Below are 22772 nucleotides of genomic sequence, written 5' to 3'. Positions count from 1 at the left end.
GCACGAGGAGCCGCCCAAGGGTTCCAGCCCTCGTCTTCCGTGTCTTCACGTGAGTCCCTTCTGCATGCCCATCGCGCCCTCTGACGTCACCGGCGGCTGCTGGTCTGTCGCCGGACGTGAGCCACCTGTTACGTCGACAACGCTCGGCGGCCGCCGACGTTTCGTCACGATCTCGTAACGACGCCGCAGCTTGGCCACGAACCGGTCGGCCCAGGCAGGAGAAAGGAAGCTGAGGTACGTCGTGACCATGAGCGTCGAGAAGAAGCCGACCACCATGGAGATCTCGATGGACAGGTGGAGGAGTACGCCCAGACCGAGCACCCAGGGTCGAGCCCACCGGTTCCAGACCAGCACCCCGATGGCGAACTCGGTTCCGAGTGCGCCGAAAGTCATGATGTTGCTCGCGACTGCGGAGTCCGTCAGGAAGGCCGGGGTGGCAATCCGCTGGACGTCGCCGATCCGGAGAGCGAAGCTCGTCGCCAGCCCGTCGCCCCAGAGGCGCCCCTGCAGCTTCGCCCAGACCGTTGACAGGTAGATGACGCTGACGTGGATCTGGATGAGACGCATCGCCCAGGGCGCGTGCAGTGGGCTTTGCCAGAACCTGTCCGGCGAGCTGCGCCACCTGTCCCAGGAGAGCGCCGCACCGGCGGGTGCCAGGACGAGCAGGAAGGCGAGCACCCGTAGCAGACCGTCACCGCCATTGAAGATCATGTTGTTGCGTCGTTCGAAGGAGACGACAGCGACGAACACGAGAAGCGTCGCCAGGCGGGTCTGGAAGCCGAGCACCGTTGCGACGGACGCGACGACGGCGATCGCCCACAGCGCGAGAATGGCGGCGCTGGAGTCCAGCAGGAAGAGCAGCGTCCACGCTCCCGGTCCCAGGGGTGGGGGGGACGGCATGAGCCCGCTCGGCCCGAAGAAGGTGAGGAGGTCTGGAGCGAGAGACAGCAACCAGACGAAGACGACCAGGCCGAACACGATCCGCAGCAGAGCGAGAGGTGTGGTCGACGTGGGTGCGAACCAGAAGCTGTTCCAGGCCTGTACCGGGTGAAGCCGGGCTCCATCGTTGGGACTCATGAGTCGCCGCTCATCACACGGCCGAGGAACTCGTCCTTCCAGGGGCCGTAGTCGGGTCCGGGGCCGGGAGGAAGTGACGTCCGTGTGCGTTTGATGATCTGGACCTCGCGCACCGGGCGGCCCTCCGCACGGTCGGACGCCGTCAGCCACCTGGCATACGGGAGCCAGGCCGCGCGGGCCTGGCGACCGGCCCAGAGCTGCTCCTCGTACTTGCGCCATCGATAGTCACGAAGGGCCTCGGCCCCGCGGTCGACGTCGAACCCGCGGTCACGGATGGTCCCGTCCAGGTACACGACTCGGGCGATGACGAAGGACGTGTCGGCGCGCGGATCCGGTGAGAAGACGCCCCACGTCTGGTTGAGCCCCAACGTGGCGAGCGCCGGATAGGTCCACGGCGCAACGAGGGACTTCAGCGCTGACGTCGGCATGTTGATGGACAGCACGGCTGCCAGCAAGACGATGAGGAACGCGCTGATCGCCCACCGTCCGCGCCTCGTCGAGACCCATCCCGACACGACCTCGCGGCCACTGTCCCCATGACTGGTGACGGAAGAGTCCTGATCCGGTTGGACGTGGCCGGCTTCTCGCGAGCCGGTGACCACCCCGACTCCCTGATGCTGTGTCCCGTCGGTCGTGTCTACGGCGCCGTTGCCGGCGCCGGCGCTGGGCGGGCCTTCGTTCTCGCGGCTTGAATTCACGGAGCTCACTGCGTCGGCCGGGGTCTGGGCGCTCGAGGTCTCGGACCCGTCGCCGACGGACGTGCTCACGAGCAGCACGGAGGTGGTGGGCGCCACAGCACGGCAGGCACGCTAGCCCACGTGACTACCCGCCAGTACCTCGGCTCCGGTTGGGACAGCGACGCGTGGCTCGTCGACGGCACGTGGGTGGAGCGCACCGCCAAGCGGCCCGACGTCGAGCCGTGGCTGCGCACCGAGACGACGTTGCTGCCCTGGCTCGCGCCGCAGCTGCCGCTCGAGGTGCCCCGACCCGTCGTCGGGAAGGAGGACCCGCTGACGGTGCGTCACCGGCTCGTCCCCGGCCGGCCGGTTGATCCGGACGACGCTCCACACCTCGGGACCGCTGTCGGGGAGTTCTTGGTGGCGCTGCACGGCGTCGACCTCGGGGAGGCGGTCGCCCGGGGGCTCCCGCTGCCGGAGCGCACGGCGGCGCTGCGGGACGCGCACTTCGACCGGTTCGCGGCCGAGGTCGTGCCGCGCCTGCCGGCGGGGACGGGCGCGTGGCTGCGTGAGCGCCTCGCCCTGCTGCGGGACGCGCCGGCCTCCGTCGTCGTCCACGGCGACCTGTCGGCGGACCACGTGCTCGTGCACGACGGCCGGGTCTCCGGGGTGATCGACTGGGGCGACGCGCGGGCGGGTGATCCGGCCAAGGACCTGGTCTGGCCGCTGCACCAGGCGGGGCCGGACGTCGCCCGGGAGGCCGCGGCGGCCTACGGCGTCACCGACGAGCTCGCCGCCCGGGCGCGGGCCTGGCTCGACGTCGGGCCCTGCTATGCGGTCACCCACGGTGACGACGTCGGCGATCGGGGACTGGTCGCCGAGGCGTTGACCTGGTTTCCTGCGCTCTGACGCACGGGTAACTCAGCACTGATCGTCGGGGATCGGAGGAGTGCCATGCGGTGGAGTCCGCCCGGATGGGACGTGATGGTGGGCTTCGGGCTCACCACCGTGGGACGTGCGGCCATCGGCGTCACCGGCCTGCGGCACCGGTCCGTCAGCCCGACCGAGCAGGTCACGCACCCCGGTCGGGGCCCCGTGGTGCTGCTCGGTGGCCTCTGCGAGACCGGGCCGTGCCTCGATCCGATGGCCCGGTGGCTGACCCGGCTGGGTTACGACGTGCATCCCTTCACCCTCGGCTCGGGCATGGGCTGCGCCCAGCGCACGGTCGACTCGCTGGCTCGCCGGGTCCGGGCGATCGCCGACGAGGCCGGCGAGCCGGTCCGGATCGTCGGGCACAGCCGCGGAGGGCAGTTCGCGCGGGCGGTCGGTGCCGCGACGCCCGAGTCGGTGTCGCAGCTGATCACCATCGGTACGCCCTTCGACCGCTGGGGCGGCCTGACCCCGCAGATGGCCGCCGTCGCCTGGGGCATGGCCGCGATCGGCAGCGCCGGGATGCCGGGTCTGTTCGGCCTGGGCTGCATGATCGGGCGCTGCTGCGCGGACTTCCGCGACACGCTGCGCGCCCCGTGGCCCGCCGAGGTGCCGTTCACCAGCATCTACAGCCGCACGGACGGAGCGGTGCCGTGGCGCTCCAGCCACGACCCGTACGCCCGCAACGTCGTCGTCCCAGGCGGCCACATCGCCCAGCTGACCTCGGCGGCCATCCAACGTGCCGTCGCCGTCGAGCTGGCCTCCGTGGGTCAGGTGGCTGCCGCCGCGTGAGTACTAATCCGTGCCAGGGGACGGATGAGTGCTCACAGGGCGGAGCCACCTCGCGAAGAAGTCGAGGATGATCTCGGCCCGCTGCACCCGGCGTCGGGGTGATCCGCTGCGCGACAGCTCATGGCCCTCGTCGGGGAAGCGCCAGTACTCGACCTCGCGCCCGAGCAGCCGCAGCGACACGTAGAGCTGGTCGGCCTGCTCGGGTGGGCAACGCAGGTCGTGGTCGGCGTGCAGGATCAGCAGCGGCGTGCGGATGTGCTCGACGTACGACGTCGGGGACATGCGGCGGTACACGTCCGGGCGGGCCAGGTGGTCGACGCCCATCTCGAACCGGAAGTAGCCCGCCGCGTCCGACCCGCCCCACTCCAGCGACAACAGGTTGTTCGCGGCGCGCTCCGAGCAGGCCGCGGCGAAGCGGTCGGTGTGCCCGACCAGCCACGTCGTCATGAACCCGCCGTAGGAGCCGCCGATGAGCCCGACCCGCGCCGGGTCGAGCGTGCCCTCGTGCGCGAGCGCGGCGTCGAGGACGGCGAGGACGTCGTCGGCGTCGACCCCGCCCCATCCGGTGCCCGGGACCTCGGCGGACTCGGGCGACCGGATCGAGCGCAGCGCGGCCTCGGTGTCGCCGGTCGAGCCGTGCGGGTTGCACCAGAGCACCGCGTACCCGGCGCCCGACCACATCGCGAACTCGTCGAACCACGCCGCCGGGTACTGCGTCATCGGCCCGCCGTGCACCGACACCAGCAGCGGGAGCCGTCCGTCGGTGCCGGCCAGCGCCGCGGTGCGGGGCCGGAGCAGCCACGCGTCGATCTCCCCGCCGCCCGACGACGGCACGCGCAGGTGCTCGGGGGCGTCGAGCGGCAGGTCACGGTGGAACGCGGTGGAGAACGACGACAGCGTCATCTCCCGGCCGTCGCGCACGACGGCGAGCTCGGGACGCGAGGTCGGACCCGTCGTCAGGACGGCGAGCGTGTCTCCGGCGGCGTCGTACCCGACGATCGCGCGGGTCCCGCCGAGCAGCTCCGTCGGCGTCCCCGACCCGTCCGCCGGCACGGCGTACAGCGGCTGCGTGCCGTGGTCCTCGACGGCGAACACCAGGCTCCCGTCGCGCCACAGCGGCGCGCGGCCGCCCACGAACGGGGCCGCCTGCCGATCCAGCCCGGCGGTGAGCACCGTCGGCTCCCCACCCGCCGTCGGGACGAGGGCGACCCGGCCGAACGACGGGACCAGGACGACGTCCTCGACGAGCACGGCGATCGAGGCGCCGTCGGGCGACCAGGACGGGCGGGACACCGAGATCGACGGCGAGGAGGTGAGCGGGCGGATCTCGCCGGTGTCGACGGCGACGAGGTGGAGCGCCTCGACCATCGTCAGGTCGGCGTCCGGCTCGTCGCGGACCGTCGTGACGGCGAGCTCGCGACCGTCCGGGGACCAGGCCGGGCCGCTGATGTCGTAGCGGTGGTGGGCGAGGACGCGCGGCGCGGCGGGGGTGTCGGCGGGGACGACGAACACCGCCCGCGGGCGGTCGACGATCCATCCCTCGCCGTCGAGCTTGGGGAACAACCGGTCGATGCGGCGGGGCAGCGCTGCGCGGTCGGGGGTGCCGACGACGGTGAACGGGGGCGCGTCGGGTCGGGTCTCCCGGGAGGTGAAGGCGAGGGCGGTGCCGTCCGGGGACCACGTGGGCTCGGAGATCGACGTGTCGCGCTCGACGAGCGTCACCGGCTCCCCGGGGCCGTCGACCGGCAGCACGACGAGACGGTGCTTCCCGTCGACGGTGCGGGTGAGGGCGAGCCGGGTGCCGTCGGGGGACCAGCGCGGGTTCGCGTCGCCGTCACCGGAGGTCAGCGGCCTCGGTGGACCGTCGGCGGGGTCGGCCGGCGCGAGCCAGATCGCGGAGCGGTAGCGGTCGGCCTCGAGGTCGACCCGCGTCACGACGAGCGCCACGCGGCGCCCGTCGGGGGAGACCCGCGGGTCCCCGGGGCTGACGAGTCGGGCGATGTCGGCCGGCTGCATGGTCGCCGACGCTAACCGGCGCCCGGCCGACCCGCCCGGACCTCCCGCCGATCAGCGGTCGGTGCGCTCGCTCGGGTACCGCTGCGTGCTGCCCTGGTCGCGGTAGGGGTCGTGGCGGGTCTGCTGCGGCCCGTACTGCCCGGCCTGACTCGGCCCGGGGACGGTGCGGCCGGGGACGCTGGTCTCCTTGCGCACCTGGCGCAGCGCGCCGTCGATCTGGCGGCGGAACTTGCCGTTCGTGCGCTGGTCGATGAACGCGGCCGCCTGGTCGGCGTAGCGGTTCACCTTCTCGGGGTTCTGGCGGGCGTACTGGCGGGCTGCGGCCACGGCGGCACCGAGGGCGGCCACGCGACGCATCAGGGGCATGTGCTGCACCTCGTCGGATCGGGGAGTCGGGGCGACTGGCTCCGGAGGGGCCGGCGGCGATCGCGCCGGGCCTCCATCCTCGCTGATACCCCGCCCGGCGGCTGCTCGACCCTGTTCCGGACCGCCGGCGGACGGAGCTCGCGCCCCGGGACGTGTGGTAGCCGGGCAGCACACCTCCGGGTCTGGGGGGGTGACCCGGATTTCGTCGGGGGGAGACGTTGCTGCCCGGCTACGAACGCCACCGTAATCCCCTCTAAGGTCGACAACAAGGAGCGAATTCCTCGGACTTCCGGCTGCCCGGAGGAAACCGGGCGGTCGGACCCGTTGTCCGGGCCGGGCGGATCTCGCCGCGCCCCACACACAGCGAACACCCAGCTCACCCGCAGGTCACGTCGCCGACGCGCGGACCACGGGAAAGGGCCGGAATTGCGCATCCACGGCGCACAATCGAACTGTCCCGCCGTCAACAATGCGGCACCCATGGTCCCTGGTGCATGAATTCCCTGCGGTGCGCCGAGCGGGTTCCGGAGAGCGGACCGCTCATGATCGCGTGGTCGCGTGCGGGAAGCCGAGGTGGTGCTGCGGCACCTCCGGGGAGGCCGTGTCGAGCGGAACGGCGGGGGAGCGGACGAGCCCGAGCTGGGCGCTCTGCCGCGGCTGCACCGCCTCGATCAGCCAGTCCGTCGCGGTGCGGAGGCGGTTCCCGGGCATCGCGGCGAGGTGGTAGCCGCGGGCGACCACCTTCGCCGCCAGACCGGTCAGCGGGATGTTCAGCGGTGCGGCGGCGGCCTCGAGCCCGCCGAGGTCGACGACGAAGCCGAGGTCGCGGTGGCGGTAGCCGCGCACCGTCCCGTAGCCGAGGGACGCGGCGATGTTGCGGCCCGCCAAGGTCCCCTGGCGCACGGCGTGCTGCGCCGTCATGGGGGTGGCCTCGCCGGGGCGGCTCGGGTCCGGCACGGCGGCCGCGTCTCCGCACGCGTACAGCTCCGGGCGGCCCGGGACCTGCAGGGTCGGCTCCACCACGACCCGGCCGCCGTCGATCTCGATGTCGAGGTCCTCGATGAGCGGGTCGACCCGGACGCCGACGCACCAGAGCAGCGTGCGGGTCGGGATGCGCTCGCCCGACGAGAGCAGGACGCCGTCCGCGGCGGCCTCGTCCATCGTCGTGTCGGTGTGCACCTCCACCCCCCGCCGGCGCAGGACCGCGTCGGCGGTCCGGGAGAGGTGCTCGTCGAGCCCGGCGAGCACCCGGCCGCGGCTGACCAGGACCCAGCGCATCGCCTCCGGGTCCAGTCCGCGGCTGCGCGCGAGCGCCCGGGTGAACAGCTGGCCCTGCGCGGCCACCTCGGTCCCGGTGTAGCCCGCGCCGACGACGACGAAGGTGCACCGCGCGGCGACCTCCTCCGGGTCGTCGCTCATCGCCGCGAGATCGATCTGCCGCACGATGTGGTCGCGGAGGTAGAACGCCTCGGGGACCCCGCGGAACCCGACGGCGTACTCGTTGACGCCCGGCACGGGCATGACCTTGTGGACGCTCCCCGCGGCGAGGACCAGCCGGTCGTACGAGGTGCGGTGCGCGACGCCCTCCGGGTCGAGCCACCCGATCTCGCGCGCCTCGAGGTCGATGGCGTCGACCTCGCCGGGAGCGTGGCGCACGCAGGGCGGCAACGTGTCGGACAGGGCCACCGCGATCCGGCGGGGCTCGAGGATCCCGCCCGCGACCTCGGGCAGCAGCGGGAGGTAGAGGAAGTAGTTGGTGGGGCTGACGACGACGATCTCGATCTCGCCCCGCGTGCGGCGGGCCAGGGACTTCGCGGTGTGGTAGCCGGCGAAGCCGCTCCCGACGATCACCACGCGGGGCCGGCCGTCGGTGCGTGCGGGGTCGTTCGTCCCTGCCCGGAGCGTCGTGTCCGCCGAGGGTGCCGCACCGGTCAAGCCGCCCTCGTCACCACGGCGTGTCGTTCGTGTGACGGCGTGCCTGTGATCGCCGTTGCAGTGTGACGCGGCGCGCGGCTGGATCGATTCCGCGGCTGCCGTGGGTAAGCCTGGACCCGTGACTGCATCGCTCGTGACGCTCGGCGACGAGCGCTTCGTGTCCCTGACGACCTTCCGGCGCTCCGGCGACCCCGTGTCGACCCCGGTCTGGGTCGTGCGCGACGGCGACGGCCTCGTCGTCTACACCGCCGCGGAGAGCGGCAAGGCCAAGCGCCTGCGCAACGACCCGCACGTCGAGCTGCGCGCCTGCGACCGCCGTGGACGCGTCGCCGCCGGCACGCCCACCGTCGAGGCGACGGCCGTCGTCGACGACGCGGAGGGGGCCGTCGAGGACGCCGAGAGCCTCCTGAAGGCCAAGTACGGCTGGGAGTTCGGCGGCATCCGCCTGCTCCAGGCGGCCGAGCGCGCCGTCCGTCGTGGTGGCCCGCCCCGCGAGCGCGTGGTGCTCCGTCTGACGGTGGACTGACGGGGGTCCGGGTCATCCTGGTGGGGTGACGATCCCGACGACCCGCGTCCGGCCCTCCCTGCTCGGTACCGGGGGAGCGGTCGTCGCACTCGTGGTGGTCGCCGTGGTCGGCCTGATGCACCTGGTGGCGCCGTGGTCGCGCCACGACCCGGTGCGCCGGACGATCAGCGAGTACGCCGTCGGGCCGGGCGGGTGGCTGTTCGACGTCGCCGTCCTCGGTCTCGTCGCTGCGACGGTGGCGGTGGTGGCGGCACTCGTCACGCGGGGCCTCGTCCCGACGGCGGGGGTGGTCCTCTTCGGGGTCTGGTGCGTCGGCCTCGTGCTCGTCGTGGTGTTCGAGAAGACGAACTGGTCGGTCGGTCCCAGCCTGTCGGGCTCGATCCACCGTTACGCGAGCCTCGCGGCGTTCCTCGCGCTCCCCACGGCGGCGCTGATCACGGCCCGCCAGCGCCGCGGCGAGGCGTGGGCGCGCTGGGTCACGGTGTTCGCCCTGGTCGCCCTCGCCTCGTTCCTGCCGATCATCGGTGCGATCGCACTGAACCCCGTGTTGGCCACCCCCTGGTACCGGGCCGTGCCGCTGGGGCTGATCGAGCGCGTGCTCTCCCTGGCCGAGGTGCTCGTGGTCGTGGTGCTGGGGTTCCGGGCGGCGCGGACGCCGGTCCCGGCCGAGCGAACGGCACTGTCGCGCACGTAGATGCTGCGAACGGGCCGCTCGCCCGGACGCGGGGCGGGCCCGAAGCGCAACCGGTCTCCCGTTTCGCGACACTCTGAGCAGTCGATCGGGCACCGGGTGTCGAGCAAGCAAGTTCCGATTTGCGCTCTTCGGGTGGAACACCTGCCGATGTTGAATTGCCGTTGGTAGACCTTTCTTGCGCGTCCTGCACGCCGGGCGGTCGATTCGGATCGCCGACCGGTGGCGGCGCGGAGGGGGGTTCGTTCGTGGGTCGACCCATGCCCTGAGCAGGGCGTTTGCCGTCATCGACCGCGAGAAGACCTTGTCGTCCGCGACCGGCGTCGCCATTCCCGAATGTCGTCGGACGAAAGGTGATGAGTCGTGCCCGCTTATGACCTCGGTGGCTCCTTCATCGAAGCATGTGATTGCTATACGGTCTGTCCCTGCTGGGTCGACGACGATCCGGACGAGGGACACTGCACAGGCCTGACCGCGTGGCTGCTCGACAACGGCTCTGTGATCGGCGAGGTCGGCGTCGGCGGTCGATCCGTCGTCAGCGTCACCACCCACGCCGGCAATCGCCGGACGTCGGGAGCAGCCACCGTGCTCTTCGTCGACGACGAAGCGTCCGACGACGAGTTCGAGGCCCTCCGGGAGGCCTTCGCAGGGCGACTCGGGGGCTCCCTTGCCGGGTTGGCCGCGGTGACCGGCAATGTCATCTGCGAAGAGCGAGCCCGCATCATCGTCTCGCCCAACGAGAAGCGGTGGTCGGTCGAGGTCGTGCGAACGCTCCCGCCGCGAGAGGGCGAAGTCCGGGCCGTGGAGTCCCGCGCGATCAGCGCGAGTGGGTCGCCGCGGTACTTCGACCCGCCGTCGCGCCCAATGGTTCTCCGAGAGACCGCGTTGTCGAAGGAGTTCGGCGTCGGGCCCCGCAACGCCGACATCACCGCCCAGGCGGGCGAGGGCCTCGATGTCACGGTCGGCGAGCTCCCCGGAGGGTTCGTCCAGGTCACCGGCCGGTCAGGGATGCGCGGAATGTTCGCGTACGTGAATGCGGCGGCCGACGTCGCGGTCGAGCAGGCCTGATGACGACGGCTCTCAAGCGGAACCGCAACACCGAGCACCGCCGACCACTGGCCGCCGCGGTCCTCGCCCTGGCGGCCTTGGCCTGGGTCGGGCTGGCCTGGCCAGACCTCCTCGCGCACCACGGCGGCGCAGCCACCCCGGACCCGATGGCGCACATGGGCCATCTGCCGGTCGGCCCCGCCGTCGGTCCGGTGCTGCTGGCCTGGGTGGTGATGGTCGTCGCGATGATGCTGCCGCCAGCGCTGCCCCTGCTCACGACGGTGGCGGGGCTGGCCGTGGGGCGGGGATGCCCGATGCTGCTGGCGGCTCTCGCCGGAGCGACCTTCGTCGCCGTCTGGACGGTGGCCGGCGCAGCACTCCTCGGTCTCGATACGGCGCTGCGGCAGGTTCTGGTCCTCGCCGCCGACCCGGGTACAGCGGCCGCCGTGGTTCTGGTGGCGGCAGGGCTCTACCAGCTGTCCCCCCTCGCCCAGCGATGCCTCACCGCCTGCCGGTCACCCCGCAGCACCGCCCTTCGCTACTGGACCGGCCGCCGACCGGCCTGGGCGGAGACGGTCGGGCTGTCGGCCTCGTACGGCCTGACCTGCGTCGGCTGCTGCTGGGCGCTCATGGTCATCTCGCTGACCGTCGCGGTGGCTGCCCTGCCCGTGATGGTCGTCCTCGCGGTCGTCATGGCCGCTCAGCGGCTGCTGCCGCACGGGCGGCGCCTCGTCCGCCCGACCGGATTCCTCGTCCTCGCCCTCGGGATCGCCGCTCTCGCCGGGTTCCTGCCCGCCGGCGTCCTCGTCGCCTGAACCCCGGAGACCCGCCATGCCCGAGGTCGACCTCGTCGCCCTGCAGATGCCGATCGTCTACACCGACGACGGCGACCACGACCGCGACGGGATGCTCTACGCCCCTTCAGCCCACGTGCCCCTGCTGCGCTGGGTCCGTGCGCGCTGGAAGGAGAACGACGAGCAGCTGCCGCGCCTGCACCGGCGCCGCCAGCTCGCCCAGATCGTCGTCGACGGTCTGTGGCGCTACGAGGAGATGGTCGAGATCCTCGGCCGGAAGACGGGGCAGGAGCGCGCGCTCCTGAACGAGCGGACCCTCGAGGACGTCCGTGCCGTGATCGACGAGGACGCGGAACCCGAGCCGCATGCTGATCCCCGCTGGCTCGCAGTGCGCCAGAACTACCGGGTGACCGTCGCCGAGGTGCTCCTCGCGTTGCGGGAGCTGACGGCGGGCGAGGTCGACGACATGCCGACGACGGAGGAGGAACGAGGCCACCTCGCCGGGGTGTGGCGTTCGGCCCTTCCTGGACTCGATGCCGCGATCCGGCGGGACCTCGCGGCGGTGAACAAGCGCTTCAAGGCCGAGAGAGCGCAGCTCGCCCAGACCTCCGGTCTCGATCTTCTCGAGGTGGACCGGCTGCTGCTCAACGACCACAGCGCGCGGGTCTCGCTGTTCCCCCGGTCGTCAGGCCCATACAACTGGATCAACCCGCTCCGACCTGTTCCCGTCGTCCGCCCACTCGTGCTGCGGGTCCACGAGGGCGACGAGCTCAGGATCCGGCTGCGGAACGAACTGCGGGGACGCCACGTCGGGCTGCACGTACAGGGCGACGGGATCGCTGTGCGAATCGACGACGGTGCCCACGTGGGAGAGAACCCGTCGACCCTGGCGCCGCCAGACGGAGGGGCGACGGTGAGCTGGCGATGCCGGCGCCAGGGCGTCTGGGTGATCAACGATCTCGGGGACGTGCGGGGCAGCGAACAGGGTACGAACATCCATGGCCTGTTCGGCGCGCTGATCGTCGAGCCGAAGGACGCGACGTGGCACGACCCCGAGACGGGGAAGGACCTCACGGCGAGTCCGTGGCGTGCGGGCGCCGACGTCGACATCCACCTCGGCGGCGCCCCGACGAAGCCCTTCGTCGAGTTCCCGCCGAACGGCCCGACGGAGTCCCACCGCGAGTTCGCGGTGTTCATCCATGACGAGCCGGAGGTGCACAGCGCCCTCCACCTCGTCATGAAGCACTCGACAATGCCGCTCAACTACCGGGCCGAGCCGATGACCAATCGGCTCCCGCACCGCATGCGTCGTCTCGCGGAGGAGACGCCTGAGCGCCCAAACCCAGCGATCCCGGTCGACTTCGCCGCTGTCTACATCGAGATCGACCAGGACCTCGGGGAGGTCTTCCACACCGCTCGCACGAAGGACGGCCGCTGGCTGGAGATCGTGTCGGGGGAGGAACAGCACCACAGCTCGTGGTTGTTCGGCGACCCCGTCACGCCGATCCAACGGGCCTACGCCGGCGACCCGGTACGGGTGCGCGTCGTCCACGCCGGCGTGAAGGAGACGCACGTCTACCACCTGCACGTGCACCAGTGGCGCGCCGTCGCGGAGGACCCGAAGTCCCAGCTCCTGGACGCCATCACGATCGGACCGCAGACGGCCGTCACGGTCGACCCGCTCTACGGCTCGGGCAGCCGCCAGCACGCTCCCGGCGACATCATCTGGCACTGCCACCTCTATCCCCATTTCCACCACGGCATGTGGGGGCTGTGGCGCAGCTTCGACCGCCTCGTCACGGGCGATCGCGCCTATCCCGACGGCTCTCCCTGCCCCGAGCTCAAGCCTCTTCCAGGTCGGGAGCCGCCCCGGCCCGACGACGTGCATCCCGGCTTCCCGTGGTTCGTCGATGCCGCGGTGCCGCGTAAGGCACCGCCTCCGCCGGCTATCAGCGACGACGTCATAACCGGTCGTCGGGCCCTGCTCGGGATGTCCGCCCATTCGGACCAGGAAGCGGCGGCCTTCGTCGACAACCCGCGGCCCGGGGCGCTGTTCGTCGATCTCGACGGGGACGCCGCGGCGTGGGCCGGCGGGTCTCCGCGCGTGCTGTCGATGGACGTCGTCGTGCGGGAAGGGCCGGTCGAGTACAACTCTCACGGCTGGCACGACCCGCACGGCCACCGGTACGAGTTGCTCGGCCTCGAGGTGCACGAACCGGGCGACCAACCACTTCGCGTCGACGTGCCGAAGACGGACGCCGATGGAGTGGAGCCGTTCTACGTGCGGGCCAACCACGGCGACGTCGTCGAACTCCGACTGCACAACGAACTCGGGACCGTGCCTCACGACCATTTCGACCTCGAGGCGCCGCCGGTGGAGTGCGGGCTGCACGTCCACCTCGTGAAGTTCGACGTCCTCGCGGCGGACGGCTCCTCGACCGGCTGGAACTATCTCTCCGGGGCGAGCAGCCCGGAGGCGGTCGGGCCGAACAAGACGGGCCAGCCGGCGCGCAACGTGTCGCTCCATCGCTGGGTGGTGGACGAGGAGTTCGGGCCCTGCTTCTTCCACGACCACCTGCTCGCGAACTTCCGTCAGAAGCGCGGGCTCTTCGCCGCGCTGATCGCCGAGCCCCACGGGTCGTCCTACTGGGCGCCCGAAGACCTCACCCGTCCCGCGTGGGTGGGCGCGCAGGCCGTTGTCAGGAAGAAGGGGATGGAGAGCTACCGCGAGGCGTGCCTCTCGATCGGCGACTTCGTCCCGCTGTACGACCGTGACCGCGTACCGCTCAACCCGCCGGCGCTGCTCGGGTCCTCCGACGACCCCGGCGTGATGGGTGTCAACTATCGTAACGCGCCGCTGCGGGAGCGGGGCGACGATCCGTCGGCCTGGTTCGCCAGTCGGGTCCCGCGCGCCGACGAGGAGCCCGAGGACGTCGGCGGTGAGCCGGACACGCCGATCGTGCACGCCTATCCCGGTGACCGACTGCGGATCCGGCTGCTCCAGGGCTCTCACGAGGAGCAGCACAGCTTCGTCACGCACGGTCTGCGCTGGCGGCACGAGTGGCAGAACTCCGCGTCCCGCCTCGTCGACCAGCAGACCCTCGGCATCTCCGAGGCGTTCACGCTCGAGGTGAACCAGGACGACAGCCCGTACGGGCCTGGGGACCATCTGTGGCGGTTCGCGGCGCTCGACGACACCTGGCTCGGGTGTTGGGGCCTCGTGCGGGTCCACGCGCCGGGAACTCGGCCTCGGAACGACCTGCCGGCGCTGCCGGGCCGGCCGTGGACCGACGTGCAGGCCGCCCGTGCCGTTCCACCCCGTCCGGAGCCCGTCCGACGAGCGCTCCCGGCCATCGGGCCGCGTCCACCGTCCGCGTGGTCGCTCCCGGCGGCACGGACGTACGTCGTGGTCGCACGTCGCGAGGAGATCGATTACTCGGAGACGGTGAGCGACCCGTGGGGCCTCACGTACACCCTCGTGCGCGGATGGGAGCCGGAGGTGGTCGGCGGCCACGCGACCGGGCGTATCCGAGCGACGAGCCGGCTCAGAGACGATGTGGAGCCCCTCGTCCTGCGCGCCCGGGCGGGCGAGTGGGTGCGCGTCGTCTTGATCAACGAGCTCGTGACCACGCCGTTCTCGCTCGCGCCCGACGACGTCGATCCGGCCCTGCCTCGATTCGGCCCGGAACCGCATCCGCCGGAGCTGCCCCTCGAGAAGGACCGCCTCGTCTCGCCGCGAGTGTCACTACATGCCGGACTCGTGCGCTACGACGTCGTGTCCTCCGACGGATCGTGGGTGGGCCTCAATCACGACGGCACCATCCGACCGCTCGGCGAGTCACCGGGGGCGCACGGTGGCCACGCCGCCGAGGGTGAGGACGGTGTCGCGCGTCGCGAGGGGCACGGCGCCGCGCACGACCGGGCCAACTGGGTCGAGTACTGGTGGTACGCCGACGAGAAGCTGGGCGGGGGCGGCGAGGGGCAGGTCTGCCACCTCCAGGACATGGCGGACGTTCGCAATCACCGTCATCACGGTCTCGTCGGGGCGCTCGTCGTCGAACCGGCGGACGCGAAGCCGACGTCGTGGACCGGATCCCACGCCCGGGTCACGGTCGGCGACCGGACGACGAACGAGCAGGTCCTCGTCGTGCAGGACGGACTCCGGCTCTACCGCGGGGGAAACCCGGAGGAACCCCTGCGGGACCTCGTCGAGGGCGACCCGGAGGACGCCGGGCAGAAAGGCATCAATTACCGATCTGCCATGGTCCACGCGCGACGCATGCTCGCCGTGACCGAGCCGCCCACACCGATCTGGTCCGCCGCGGTGGACGAGGAACTGTGGCTCCGGCTCGTCGGCGGCTGCGACAAGCCCCGCAACCACACCTGGACGATGCACGGGCTGGCCTGGGAGTTCGCGCCCTGGGTCCCCAACGGTCCGTGGGTCGGGTCGCTGTCCGGTCTCACCGCTGGGTTCGTCCGCGACATCGTCCTGCACCCGAAGCATCCCGGAGACCACGCCTACCGCAGCGGCGCCTTCCGCTACGCCGTGCAGGAAGGGCTGTGGGGCATCCTGCGGATCGAAGACCTGTGAACGCTCAAGTCCCGGCCGCCTTCGCGTACGCCGCGTCGATCAGCTCCTGCACCCGCGGCCAGGACGACGACGGGTTGAGCACGCAGACGAAGCCGAGCCGCCCGTAGTCCGGGTGCGGCATCACCACGTCGAGCGTGGTCAGCTCTGCGTCCGGATCGGCCACCTCGCCGGCGAGGTCCTTCGGCAGCCCGAGGTTGAGCCGGTAGACGCCGGGCCGGTCGAGGTCGGACCCGTCGTCGTAGGCGTTCGAGGTGACGATCGTGGCCCAGGGGCGCTGCTTCTCGGGCGGGGTCGTGCCGTCGGGGTCGTACACGGCGAAGTGGTCGCCGTTCGCCTCGAGCATGCGGGTGCCGGGGTAGGCGGCGAGCAGGTCCCGGAGTTCGTCGACGTCCACCTCGTCACGTCACCACGCCACGGGCAGCTCCACCAGACCGTGGATCGCGCGGTGCGAGGCGAAGCGGACCTCCTCGTCGGGAACGGCGAGCCGCAGCCCCGGGAAGCGCCGCAGCAGCGCGGGGAGGGCGACCCGCATCTCCAGCCGGGCCAGGGGTGCGCCCAGGCAGTGGTGGATGCCGTGGCCGAAGGCGAGGTGGCTCGTCGTCGGGCGGGTGACGTCGAGGGTGTCCGGGGCGTCGACCAGAGCCGGGTCGCGGTTGGCGGCGGGCAGGTTGAACGAGACGAGGTCGCCGGCGCGGATCGTCGCGCCGCCGATCTCCACGTCGTGGCGGGCCAGGCGCGGCGAGCCGGAGTTGACGATCGCGAGCCAACGCAGGAGCTCCTCGACCGCCGCCGGCACCGCCTCGTCGTCGTCGCGCACCCGGACGAGCTGCTGCGGGTGCCGGAGGAGCGCGAGGGTGCCGAGCGCGAGCATGTTCGAGGTGGTCTCGTGCCCGGCGACGAGGAGCAGGTTCGCGACCCCGACCAGTTCGTCGTCGGCGATGGCGTCCGCGTGCTCCCGGATCAGCATGCCGAGGAGGTCCTCACCCGGGTCGCGTCGCGCGATGGCGACGCGGTTCTGCATGTAGGCCAGTGCCTCCGCCGCGAGCGCGACCTTCTCGGCCTCGGGCAGGGTCGTGTCGAGCTGGCGGGCGGTGCGCTCCTGGAACTCGTCCTGGTCGGCGGACGGCACCCCGAGCAGCTCACAGATCACCAGCGACGGGATCGGCAGTGCGAAGGTCGACACCAGGTCGACCGGGGCGCCCGTCGCGGCCATCTCGTCGAGATGGGAGTCCACGATCTCGACGATGCGCGGTTCGAGCCTGCGCATCCGTCGAACCGTGAACTCGGGGGTGAGCAGTCGGCGCAGGCGGGTGTGGTCCGGCGGGTCGAGCGCGAGCAGGTTGCCGGCGCGGTCCCCGGAGAGCTGGCGCGGGTCGCGGCCGGACTCGCCGAGGTCGGCGGGGGTCCACCCGTTGGCGAACCCGTCGGCGTCGCCCAGCATGCGGCGGACGTCCTCGTGGCGGGTCAGGAGCCAGGCCGCGGGTCCGAACGGGGTCGGCACGCGCACGACGCCCTCGGCCTCGCGGACCGCGGCGACGTCGGGTGCGGGGCCGGACCCCTCCCGGCGGGTGGTGATCCCGGTGGTGCTCACGGTGTTCCTCCTCAGGCCACGGGCGTGGGGGTGGGCACGGTGGGCGCCGGCAGGTCGACGTCCCGCGCCACGGACCCGTCACCGAGGTGCTCGGCGTGCGACGTGCCACCGGCCCGGACGACGAGCAGGTGCGGCTGCCCGGGCCCGTCGGCGGCGACGGTGTAGCTCCCGTCGGCCTCCGACACCGCCCGACCCAGCTGCCGCCCCGCGTTGCTGACGACGGTGACCGTCGCCCCGCCCACCGGGACGCCTCCCCGGCGCACCACCCCGGACACGAGCGGGCGCGCCATCGGCGCGGTCAGCGGCTCCTTCTCGACGGCGGGTGCGGTCGACTCGGGCTCGGCCTCGGCAGCCGGAGTTGCCGGGGCCGCCGCCGCGTCCGGCGCCGGCCGCTTCGGCACGAACACCATGATCACCAGCGCCACCACCGCGCCCCCGGCGCCGAGCAGCATCACGAGCACGAACGCGCCCTCGGTCGGCGCCCCGGAGGACGTCACCAGCGTCGCCAGCAGCACCCCGGCGATCGCGCTCGCGAACGACGTCCCGAGCGCGCGCATGAGGTTGTTCAGGCTGTTCGCCGCCGCGGTCTGGGTGACCGGCACGGCCGCCATGATCAGCGCCGGCATCGCCCCGTAGGCTAGGCCGATCCCGCAGGCGATCACCACCGAGCTGAGCACGAGGTGCCACACCGCGGAGTGGAACGCCGCCCCGATCCCGTAGCCGACGGCGACCACGACGGCGCCGATCATCAGCGTCGTCCGCGGCCCGGAGGCCGCACTGATCCGCGCCGACACCGGCGACATCGCCATCATGCAGAGCCCGCCCGGCGCGAGGACGAGGCCCGCGACGAGGATCGACTGCCCGAGCCCGTAGCCGGTCGAGGCGGGGAGCTGCAGCAGCTGCGGGTAGACCAGCGACATCGCGAACATCGAGAAGCCGAAGACGATCGACGCGGCGTTCGTCAGCAGCACCTGACGCCGGGCGCTGACCCGCAGGTCGACCAGCGGCTGCGGGGTGCGCAGCTCCCAGAACGCCCACGCGAGCAGCACCACGCCGGCCACGACGAACAGCGTCACGGTCGTCGTGCTGCCCCAGCCCCACGACGAGCCCTTCGACACCGCGAGCAGCAGGCTCACCAGCGCGACGGCGAGCCCGATCGCGCCGACGAGGTCGAAGCGTCCGCCCGCTCGTTGCGCCGACTCCGGCACGAGCGCGAGGACCAGCACCAGGACGAGCACGCCGAGCCCGGCCGCCGCCCAGAACAGCACGTGCCAGTCGGCGGTCTGCGCGATCAGGGCCGCCAGCGGCAGTCCCAGCGACCCGCCCACGCCGAGCGAGGCGCTCATCAGCGCCACCGCGGAGCCGAGGCGTTCCGCCGGCAGCTCGTCGCGCATCAGGCTGATCCCGAGCGGGATCAGGCCCGTCGAGAGCCCCTGCAGCGCCCGGCCGACGATCAGCGGCACGAGCGACGTCGACAGCGCCGCGACCACGGACCCGGCGATCAGCATGACCAGGCAGAACAGCAGCATGCGCCGCTTGCCGATCATGTCGGCGAGCCGCCCCACGATCGGCACGGCGACCGCGGCGGTGAGCAGCGTCGAGGTGACGATCCACGCGGTGTCCGCCGGGGCGGCGCCGAGCAGGCGCGGGAACTGCGGGACCAGCGGGACGACGAGGGTCTGCTGCAGCGACACCGTGATGCCCGCGAGGGCGAGGACGGCGACGAAGGCGGGCGACTTGGCCCGCGCCTCGGTGGGGGCGGCGGTGGTCACGGCACTCCTCGACCAAACGGGAACCCGCCAATAGTGGCACGGAGCGCCAGAAAGTCGCGCGGAGACGCAGCTCTCGTTGCCGCCGGGCACGGCCGGGGGTATTTCTGTCACTGAGCGCCAGGTTGGCGTCGAGCGACACGAAGGAGCAGCGATGTCCGCACCGGCTGCCACCCGGGGCCGACGTCCGATGTCCGACCGGCGCCGGTGGCTGCAGCGCCTCGAGATCTCCCGCGCGGCGATCCGGCTGTTCACCGACCAGGGCGTCCACGACACCACCGGCGAGCAGATCGCCGAGGCGGTCGGCCTGTCCTCGCGCACGCTCTGGCGCTACTTCCGCAGCAAGGAGAGCTGCGTGGAGCCGGTGCTGTCGCTGACCACCGACGCGTTCGTCGACACCCTGCGCCGCTGGCCGGCGGACACCCCGCTCGAGGACCACCTGGTCGCCGACCACCACCTGCCCGACCCGGCCACCGCCGAGGACGGCGCGGCCACGCTCGCGGTCGTCGCCATGTCGCGGCACGAGCCGGCGCTGCGCGCGATCTGGCTCGTGGTCTACGAGCGGGCGGAGGCCGTGCTCGCGGAGGTCGTCGCCGAGCGGCTGGGCCGCGCGCCCGACGAGCTCGCCGTCCGCGTCCAGGCCGCGACCCTCACCGCGGCGCTGCGCATCGCCACCGAGGAACTCGCCGACGACTGCGCCGCCGGGCGCGAGCGCCCCCGCGAGGAGGGCCTCGCCCGCCTCTCCGCCGCGGTCCGCGCCGCGACCCACGGCGTCCTCGGCGATGACCGCGACCCGTCCGCCTGACGTCACGCGTCGGTCGAGCTCCGCTCCGTCTCCCGCCCCACCCGCCGTCCGGAAAGGGATGTCATGACCGCGCACGCCGAGCTGCGCCCCGAACCCAGCGACCCCACGGCACCCCCACGCGCGGGTCTGCTGATCGCCGTCCTCGTCGGATCGGCGTTCGTGATGATCCTCAACGAGACGATCCTGTCGGTCGCGCTGCGCGACCTCACCGTCGACCTCGGCGTGCCCGCCACCACCGTGCAGTGGCTGACCAGCGGGTTCCTCCTGACGATGGCCGTGGTCATCCCGATCACCGGCTTCCTGCTCGAGCGCTTCACGCCCCGCGCGGTCTTCCTGACCTCGCTGTCGCTGTTCAGCGCCGGCACCCTGCTCGCCGCGCTCGCCCCCGGCTTCGGGGTGCTGCTCGCCGGCCGGGTGGTGCAGGCCGCGGGCACGGCGGTGATGGTCCCGCTGCTGATGACGACGATCATGCGGCTCGTCCCCGCGGAGCGTCGCGGCGCGACGATGGGCACCATCACGATCGTCATCGCGGTCGCGCCCGCCCTGGGCCCGACGATCGGCGGCGCGGTGCTCGCCGGCCTCGGCTGGCGCTGGACGTTCGGGCTGGTGTTCCCGCTCGCGGTGATCGCGCTCGTCGTCGGGGCCCGGTACCTGCGGCTGTCCTCGACCACCCGCCGGGTCCCGCTCGACGTCGGGTCGGTGCTGCTCTCCGCCGTCGGCTTCGGCGGGCTGCTCTACGGGCTGTCGGCGATCGGTGAGTCCGGTGGGGGGCACCCGGTGCCGCCGTGGGTGCCCGTGGTGGTCGGCCTCGCCGCCCTCGGCGTGTTCGTCGCCCGCCAGCTGCACCTGCAGCGGGGCGACGCGGCGCTGCTCGACCTGCGGGTGTTCACCCGGCGGCCCTTCACGGTCGCGGTCGCCACCAGCGTGCCGCTGTTCATGTGCCTCATCGGCGCCTCGGCGATCCTGCTGCCGCTCTACCTGCAGACGGTGCTCGGCGTCTCCACGTTCGTCAGCGGCCTCGCCGTCCTGCCCGGCGGCCTGGTGCTCGGCCTGCTCGGCCGCCCCGTCGGGTCGCTGTTCGACCGGGTCGGCGCGCGTCCGCTCGTGCTGCCCGGGGCGGTCATGACGGCGGGTGCGCTCTGGCTGTTCGCGACCCTCGGCGAGGGCTCCCCGCTGGCCGCCGTCATCGGCATCCACGTGCTGCTCATGGCGGGTCTCGGCCTGATGATGACCCCGCTCATGACGGAGGCCCTCGGGTCGCTGCCCGACCATCTGTACTCGCACGGCAGCGCCGTCCTCTCGACGCTGCAGCAGGTCGCGGGCGCGCTCGGCACCGCGGTCTTCGTGACGGTGGCCGCGCTCGGCAGTGCGGTCGGGGCCGCGGCGCCCGACGCGGACGGGCTGCAGGTCGCGTTCGTCGTCGCGGGCGTCGTCGGGCTCGTGGCACTCGTCGCGGCGTCGTTCGTCCGGGCGCGCCCGGCTGAGGACCGCGCGCCAGAATCCGTCGCATGACCGTCGTCCTCGTCCACGGCAACCCCGAGACACCCGCCGTCTGGGACCCGCTCGTCGCCGCGCTCGGCCGCGACGACGTCGTGCGCCTCGCCCCGCCCGGCTTCGGTGCGCCGGTGCCGGACGGGTTCTCGGCGACGGTCGACGGCTACCGCGACTGGCTGATCGCCGAGCTGGAACGCCTCGACGGACCGATCGACCTCGTCGGGCACGACTGGGGCGGCGGGCACGTGATCAACGCGCTGCTGGAGCGCCCGGAGCTCGTGCGGAGCTGGGCGAGCGACATCCTCGGCGCCTACGAGCCCGAGTACGTCTGGCACGACCTCGCGCAGGCGTGGCAGACGCCCGGCGTGGGGGAGGAGCACATCGCCGGCATGCTCGGCGGGCCGGTGGAGACGAAGGCCGCCCGCATGGAGGGCTTCGGGATCCCGACCGCCGTCGCCGCGGCGATGGCCGCCGCGCAGGACGAGACGATGCAGGCCTGCGTGCTCACGCTCTACCGCGACGCCGCCCAGCCCGCGATGTCCCGGCGCGGGGAGTCCCTCGAGCGGCTCGCCGCCCGGCCCGGGCTCGGCATCGTCGCGATCGAGGACACCTTCGTCGGCGATGAGGCCATGCGACGACGCGCGGCCGCCCGGGCGGGCGCGCAGGTCGCGGTGCTCGACGGGCTCGGGCACTGGTGGATGTGCCAGGACCCGGAGCGCGGCGCGGCGGCGCTCTCCGCGTTCTGGGCGGGCCTCGCCGGGTAGTCCTGCTCGCATGCCGAAGGACATCCTGGTCAGCTACGGAGTCGACATCGATGCCGTCGGGGGGTGGCTCGGCTCGTACGGCGGGGAGAACTCGCCCGGCGACATCTCGCGGGGTCTCTTCGCCGGGGACGTCGGGGTGCCGCGGGTGCTCGAGCTGTTCCGCCGGTACGGGCTGCGGCAGACGTTCTTCTGGCCGGGCCACTCCGTCGAGACCTTCCCGCAGCAGTTCGAGGCGTGCGTCGCGGCCGGGCACGAGATCGGCGTGCACGGCTACAGCCACGAGAACCCGATCGCGATGTCGCGGCAGCAGGAGTCCGACGTCCTCGACCGCTGCATCGCGCTGATCGAGGAGCGCAGCGGCACCCGGCCCACCGGCTACGTCGCGCCGTGGTGGGAGTTCTCGGAGATCACCAACGAGCTCGTCCTCGACCGCGGGCTGCGCTACGACCACTCGCTCATGCACGACGACTTCACGCCGTACTACGTCCGGGCCGGCGACTCCTGGACGAAGATCGACCTGGACCGCGACGCGGCGGACTGGATGAAGCCGCTGGTGCGCGGCGAGGAGACCGACCTCGTCGAGATCCCGGCGAACTGGTACCTCGACGACCTGCCGCCGATGATGTTCGTCAAGGGCAGCCCGAACTCGCACGGCTTCGTCAACCCGCGCGACATCGAGCAGCTCTGGCGCGACCAGTTCGACTGGGTGTACCGCGAGATGGACTACGCGGTGTTCACCATGACGATCCACCCGGACGTCTCCGGACGGCCGCAGGTCCTGCTCGCCCACGAGCGGCTCATCGAGTACATCTCGGGCCACGAGGGCGTGCGGTGGGCGACCTTCGACGAGATCGCCCAGGACTTCCAGGCCCGCTCGCCGCGGCGGTCGTAGAACCTTCAACCGCGA

The 22772-nt window shown here is 72.4% G+C and carries 19 protein-coding genes; 11 read left to right on the top strand and 8 right to left on the bottom strand.

Annotated features, from left to right (window positions below; genetic code table 11):
• Window positions 1-45: 45 nt before the first annotated feature.
• Entirely contained in the window at window positions 46-1077 is a 1032-nt protein-coding gene (locus tag LN037_RS07590; protein WP_230751341.1) for an HTTM domain-containing protein, read from the bottom strand.
• Entirely contained in the window at window positions 1074-1844 is a 771-nt protein-coding gene (locus LN037_RS07585) for a hypothetical protein (protein WP_230751340.1), read from the bottom strand. Before LN037_RS07585 ends, LN037_RS07590 begins: the two co-directional genes overlap by 4 nt.
• Before the next feature lie 51 nt (window positions 1845-1895).
• On the opposite strand from LN037_RS07585, the gene LN037_RS07580 reads away from it, so the two are divergent.
• Window positions 1896-2663, top strand: a complete 768-nt coding sequence (locus LN037_RS07580) for a phosphotransferase (RefSeq protein ID WP_230751339.1) — start codon at window positions 1896-1898, stop codon at window positions 2661-2663.
• A 45-nt stretch (window positions 2664-2708) separates the two neighbouring features.
• Window positions 2709-3476, top strand: coding sequence for an esterase/lipase family protein (locus LN037_RS07575; protein WP_230751338.1), 768 nt, complete (start codon window positions 2709-2711; stop codon window positions 3474-3476).
• Window positions 3477-3479: 3 nt separating this feature from the next.
• Here the strand turns inward: LN037_RS07575 and LN037_RS07570 are convergent, their stop codons facing one another.
• From LN037_RS07570 to LN037_RS07560, 3 genes are all read right to left on the bottom strand, one after another.
• Complete coding sequence (locus LN037_RS07570; RefSeq protein WP_230751337.1) at window positions 3480-5492, bottom strand: S9 family peptidase; 2013 nt, start codon at window positions 5490-5492, stop codon at window positions 3480-3482.
• A 51-nt stretch (window positions 5493-5543) separates the two neighbouring features.
• Window positions 5544-5858: an antitoxin gene (locus LN037_RS07565; RefSeq protein ID WP_230751336.1), complete on the bottom strand. Its 315-nt coding sequence runs from the start codon at window positions 5856-5858 to the stop codon at window positions 5544-5546.
• Between the two features lie 540 nt (window positions 5859-6398).
• Entirely contained in the window at window positions 6399-7712 is a 1314-nt protein-coding gene (locus LN037_RS07560) for an NAD(P)/FAD-dependent oxidoreductase (protein ID WP_230751602.1), read from the bottom strand.
• Window positions 7713-7911: 199 nt separating this feature from the next.
• Between LN037_RS07560 and LN037_RS07555 the strand changes: the two genes are divergently transcribed.
• The 5 genes from LN037_RS07555 (at window position 7912) to LN037_RS33140 (ending at window position 15442) form a co-directional block, all read left to right on the top strand.
• A complete protein-coding gene (locus LN037_RS07555) occupies window positions 7912-8319 on the top strand; it encodes a PPOX class F420-dependent oxidoreductase (protein WP_230751335.1) in 408 nt (135 codons plus the stop codon).
• A 25-nt stretch (window positions 8320-8344) separates the two neighbouring features.
• The gene (locus tag LN037_RS07550; protein ID WP_230751334.1) at window positions 8345-9013 is read left to right on the top strand and encodes a DUF998 domain-containing protein; all 669 of its coding nucleotides are present in this window, start codon (window positions 8345-8347) and stop codon (window positions 9011-9013) included.
• 360 nt (window positions 9014-9373) lie between these two features.
• Window positions 9374-10078: a DUF1326 domain-containing protein gene (locus tag LN037_RS07545; RefSeq protein WP_230751333.1), complete on the top strand. Its 705-nt coding sequence runs from the start codon at window positions 9374-9376 to the stop codon at window positions 10076-10078.
• Window positions 10078-10872: a DUF2182 domain-containing protein gene (locus tag LN037_RS07540; protein ID WP_230751332.1), complete on the top strand. Its 795-nt coding sequence runs from the start codon at window positions 10078-10080 to the stop codon at window positions 10870-10872. Before LN037_RS07545 ends, LN037_RS07540 begins: the two co-directional genes overlap by 1 nt.
• A 16-nt stretch (window positions 10873-10888) precedes the next feature.
• Window positions 10889-15442, top strand: coding sequence for a multicopper oxidase domain-containing protein (locus LN037_RS33140; protein WP_305058220.1), 4554 nt, complete (start codon window positions 10889-10891; stop codon window positions 15440-15442).
• A 4-nt stretch (window positions 15443-15446) separates the two neighbouring features.
• Here the strand turns inward: LN037_RS33140 and LN037_RS07530 are convergent, their stop codons facing one another.
• The 3 genes from LN037_RS07530 to LN037_RS07520 are packed head-to-tail and all read right to left on the bottom strand — an operon-like array spanning window position 15447 to window position 18805.
• Complete coding sequence (locus tag LN037_RS07530; RefSeq protein ID WP_230751331.1) at window positions 15447-15836, bottom strand: DUF6194 family protein; 390 nt, start codon at window positions 15834-15836, stop codon at window positions 15447-15449.
• A 9-nt stretch (window positions 15837-15845) separates the two neighbouring features.
• Window positions 15846-17033 carry a cytochrome P450 gene (locus tag LN037_RS07525; RefSeq protein WP_230751330.1) on the bottom strand — a complete coding sequence of 396 codons (1188 nt, stop codon included), beginning with the start codon at window positions 17031-17033 and terminating at the stop codon, window positions 15846-15848.
• Between the two features lie 11 nt (window positions 17034-17044).
• A complete protein-coding gene (locus LN037_RS07520) occupies window positions 17045-18805 on the bottom strand; it encodes an MFS transporter (RefSeq protein ID WP_230751329.1) in 1761 nt (586 codons plus the stop codon).
• A gap of 151 nt (window positions 18806-18956) precedes the next feature.
• Between LN037_RS07520 and LN037_RS07515 the strand changes: the two genes are divergently transcribed.
• The 4 genes from LN037_RS07515 to LN037_RS07500 all read left to right on the top strand — a co-directional run bounded on the left by LN037_RS07515 (window position 18957) and on the right by LN037_RS07500 (window position 22757).
• Window positions 18957-19607: a TetR/AcrR family transcriptional regulator gene (locus tag LN037_RS07515; protein ID WP_230751328.1), complete on the top strand. Its 651-nt coding sequence runs from the start codon at window positions 18957-18959 to the stop codon at window positions 19605-19607.
• 63 nt (window positions 19608-19670) lie between these two features.
• Complete coding sequence (locus LN037_RS07510; protein ID WP_230751327.1) at window positions 19671-21119, top strand: MDR family MFS transporter; 1449 nt, start codon at window positions 19671-19673, stop codon at window positions 21117-21119.
• Window positions 21116-21865, top strand: coding sequence for an alpha/beta fold hydrolase (locus LN037_RS07505; RefSeq protein ID WP_230751326.1), 750 nt, complete (start codon window positions 21116-21118; stop codon window positions 21863-21865). Before LN037_RS07510 ends, LN037_RS07505 begins: the two co-directional genes overlap by 4 nt.
• 10 nt (window positions 21866-21875) lie before the next feature.
• Window positions 21876-22757, top strand: a complete 882-nt coding sequence (locus LN037_RS07500) for a polysaccharide deacetylase family protein (protein ID WP_230751325.1) — start codon at window positions 21876-21878, stop codon at window positions 22755-22757.
• The last annotated feature ends 15 nt before the right edge of the window (window positions 22758-22772 follow it).

Source organism: Actinomycetospora soli, from assembly GCF_021026295.1.
Lineage (GTDB): Bacteria > Actinomycetota > Actinomycetes > Mycobacteriales > Pseudonocardiaceae > Actinomycetospora > Actinomycetospora soli.
The sequence above is the reverse complement of the archived record's forward strand: the minus strand, read 5'-3'. Positions and strand labels throughout refer to the sequence as shown.

Excerpts from the sequence above, each read along its gene's own strand:
- LN037_RS07590 (WP_230751341.1), bottom strand. The coding sequence starts at position 1,077 with ATGAGTCCCAACGATGGAGCCCGGCTTCACCCGGTACAGGCCTGGAAC.
- LN037_RS07575 (WP_230751338.1), top strand. The coding sequence starts at position 2,709 with ATGCGGTGGAGTCCGCCCGGATGGGACGTGATGGTGGGCTTCGGGCTC.
- LN037_RS07570 (WP_230751337.1), bottom strand. The coding sequence starts at position 5,492 with ATGCAGCCGGCCGACATCGCCCGACTCGTCAGCCCCGGGGACCCGCGG.
- LN037_RS07565 (WP_230751336.1), bottom strand. The coding sequence starts at position 5,858 with ATGCCCCTGATGCGTCGCGTGGCCGCCCTCGGTGCCGCCGTGGCCGCA.
- LN037_RS07540 (WP_230751332.1), top strand. The coding sequence starts at position 10,078 with ATGACGACGGCTCTCAAGCGGAACCGCAACACCGAGCACCGCCGACCA.
- LN037_RS33140 (WP_305058220.1), top strand. The coding sequence starts at position 10,889 with ATGCCCGAGGTCGACCTCGTCGCCCTGCAGATGCCGATCGTCTACACC.
- LN037_RS07515 (WP_230751328.1), top strand. The coding sequence starts at position 18,957 with ATGTCCGCACCGGCTGCCACCCGGGGCCGACGTCCGATGTCCGACCGG.
- LN037_RS07510 (WP_230751327.1), top strand. The coding sequence starts at position 19,671 with ATGACCGCGCACGCCGAGCTGCGCCCCGAACCCAGCGACCCCACGGCA.
- LN037_RS07505 (WP_230751326.1), top strand. The coding sequence starts at position 21,116 with ATGACCGTCGTCCTCGTCCACGGCAACCCCGAGACACCCGCCGTCTGG.
- LN037_RS07500 (WP_230751325.1), top strand. The coding sequence starts at position 21,876 with ATGCCGAAGGACATCCTGGTCAGCTACGGAGTCGACATCGATGCCGTC.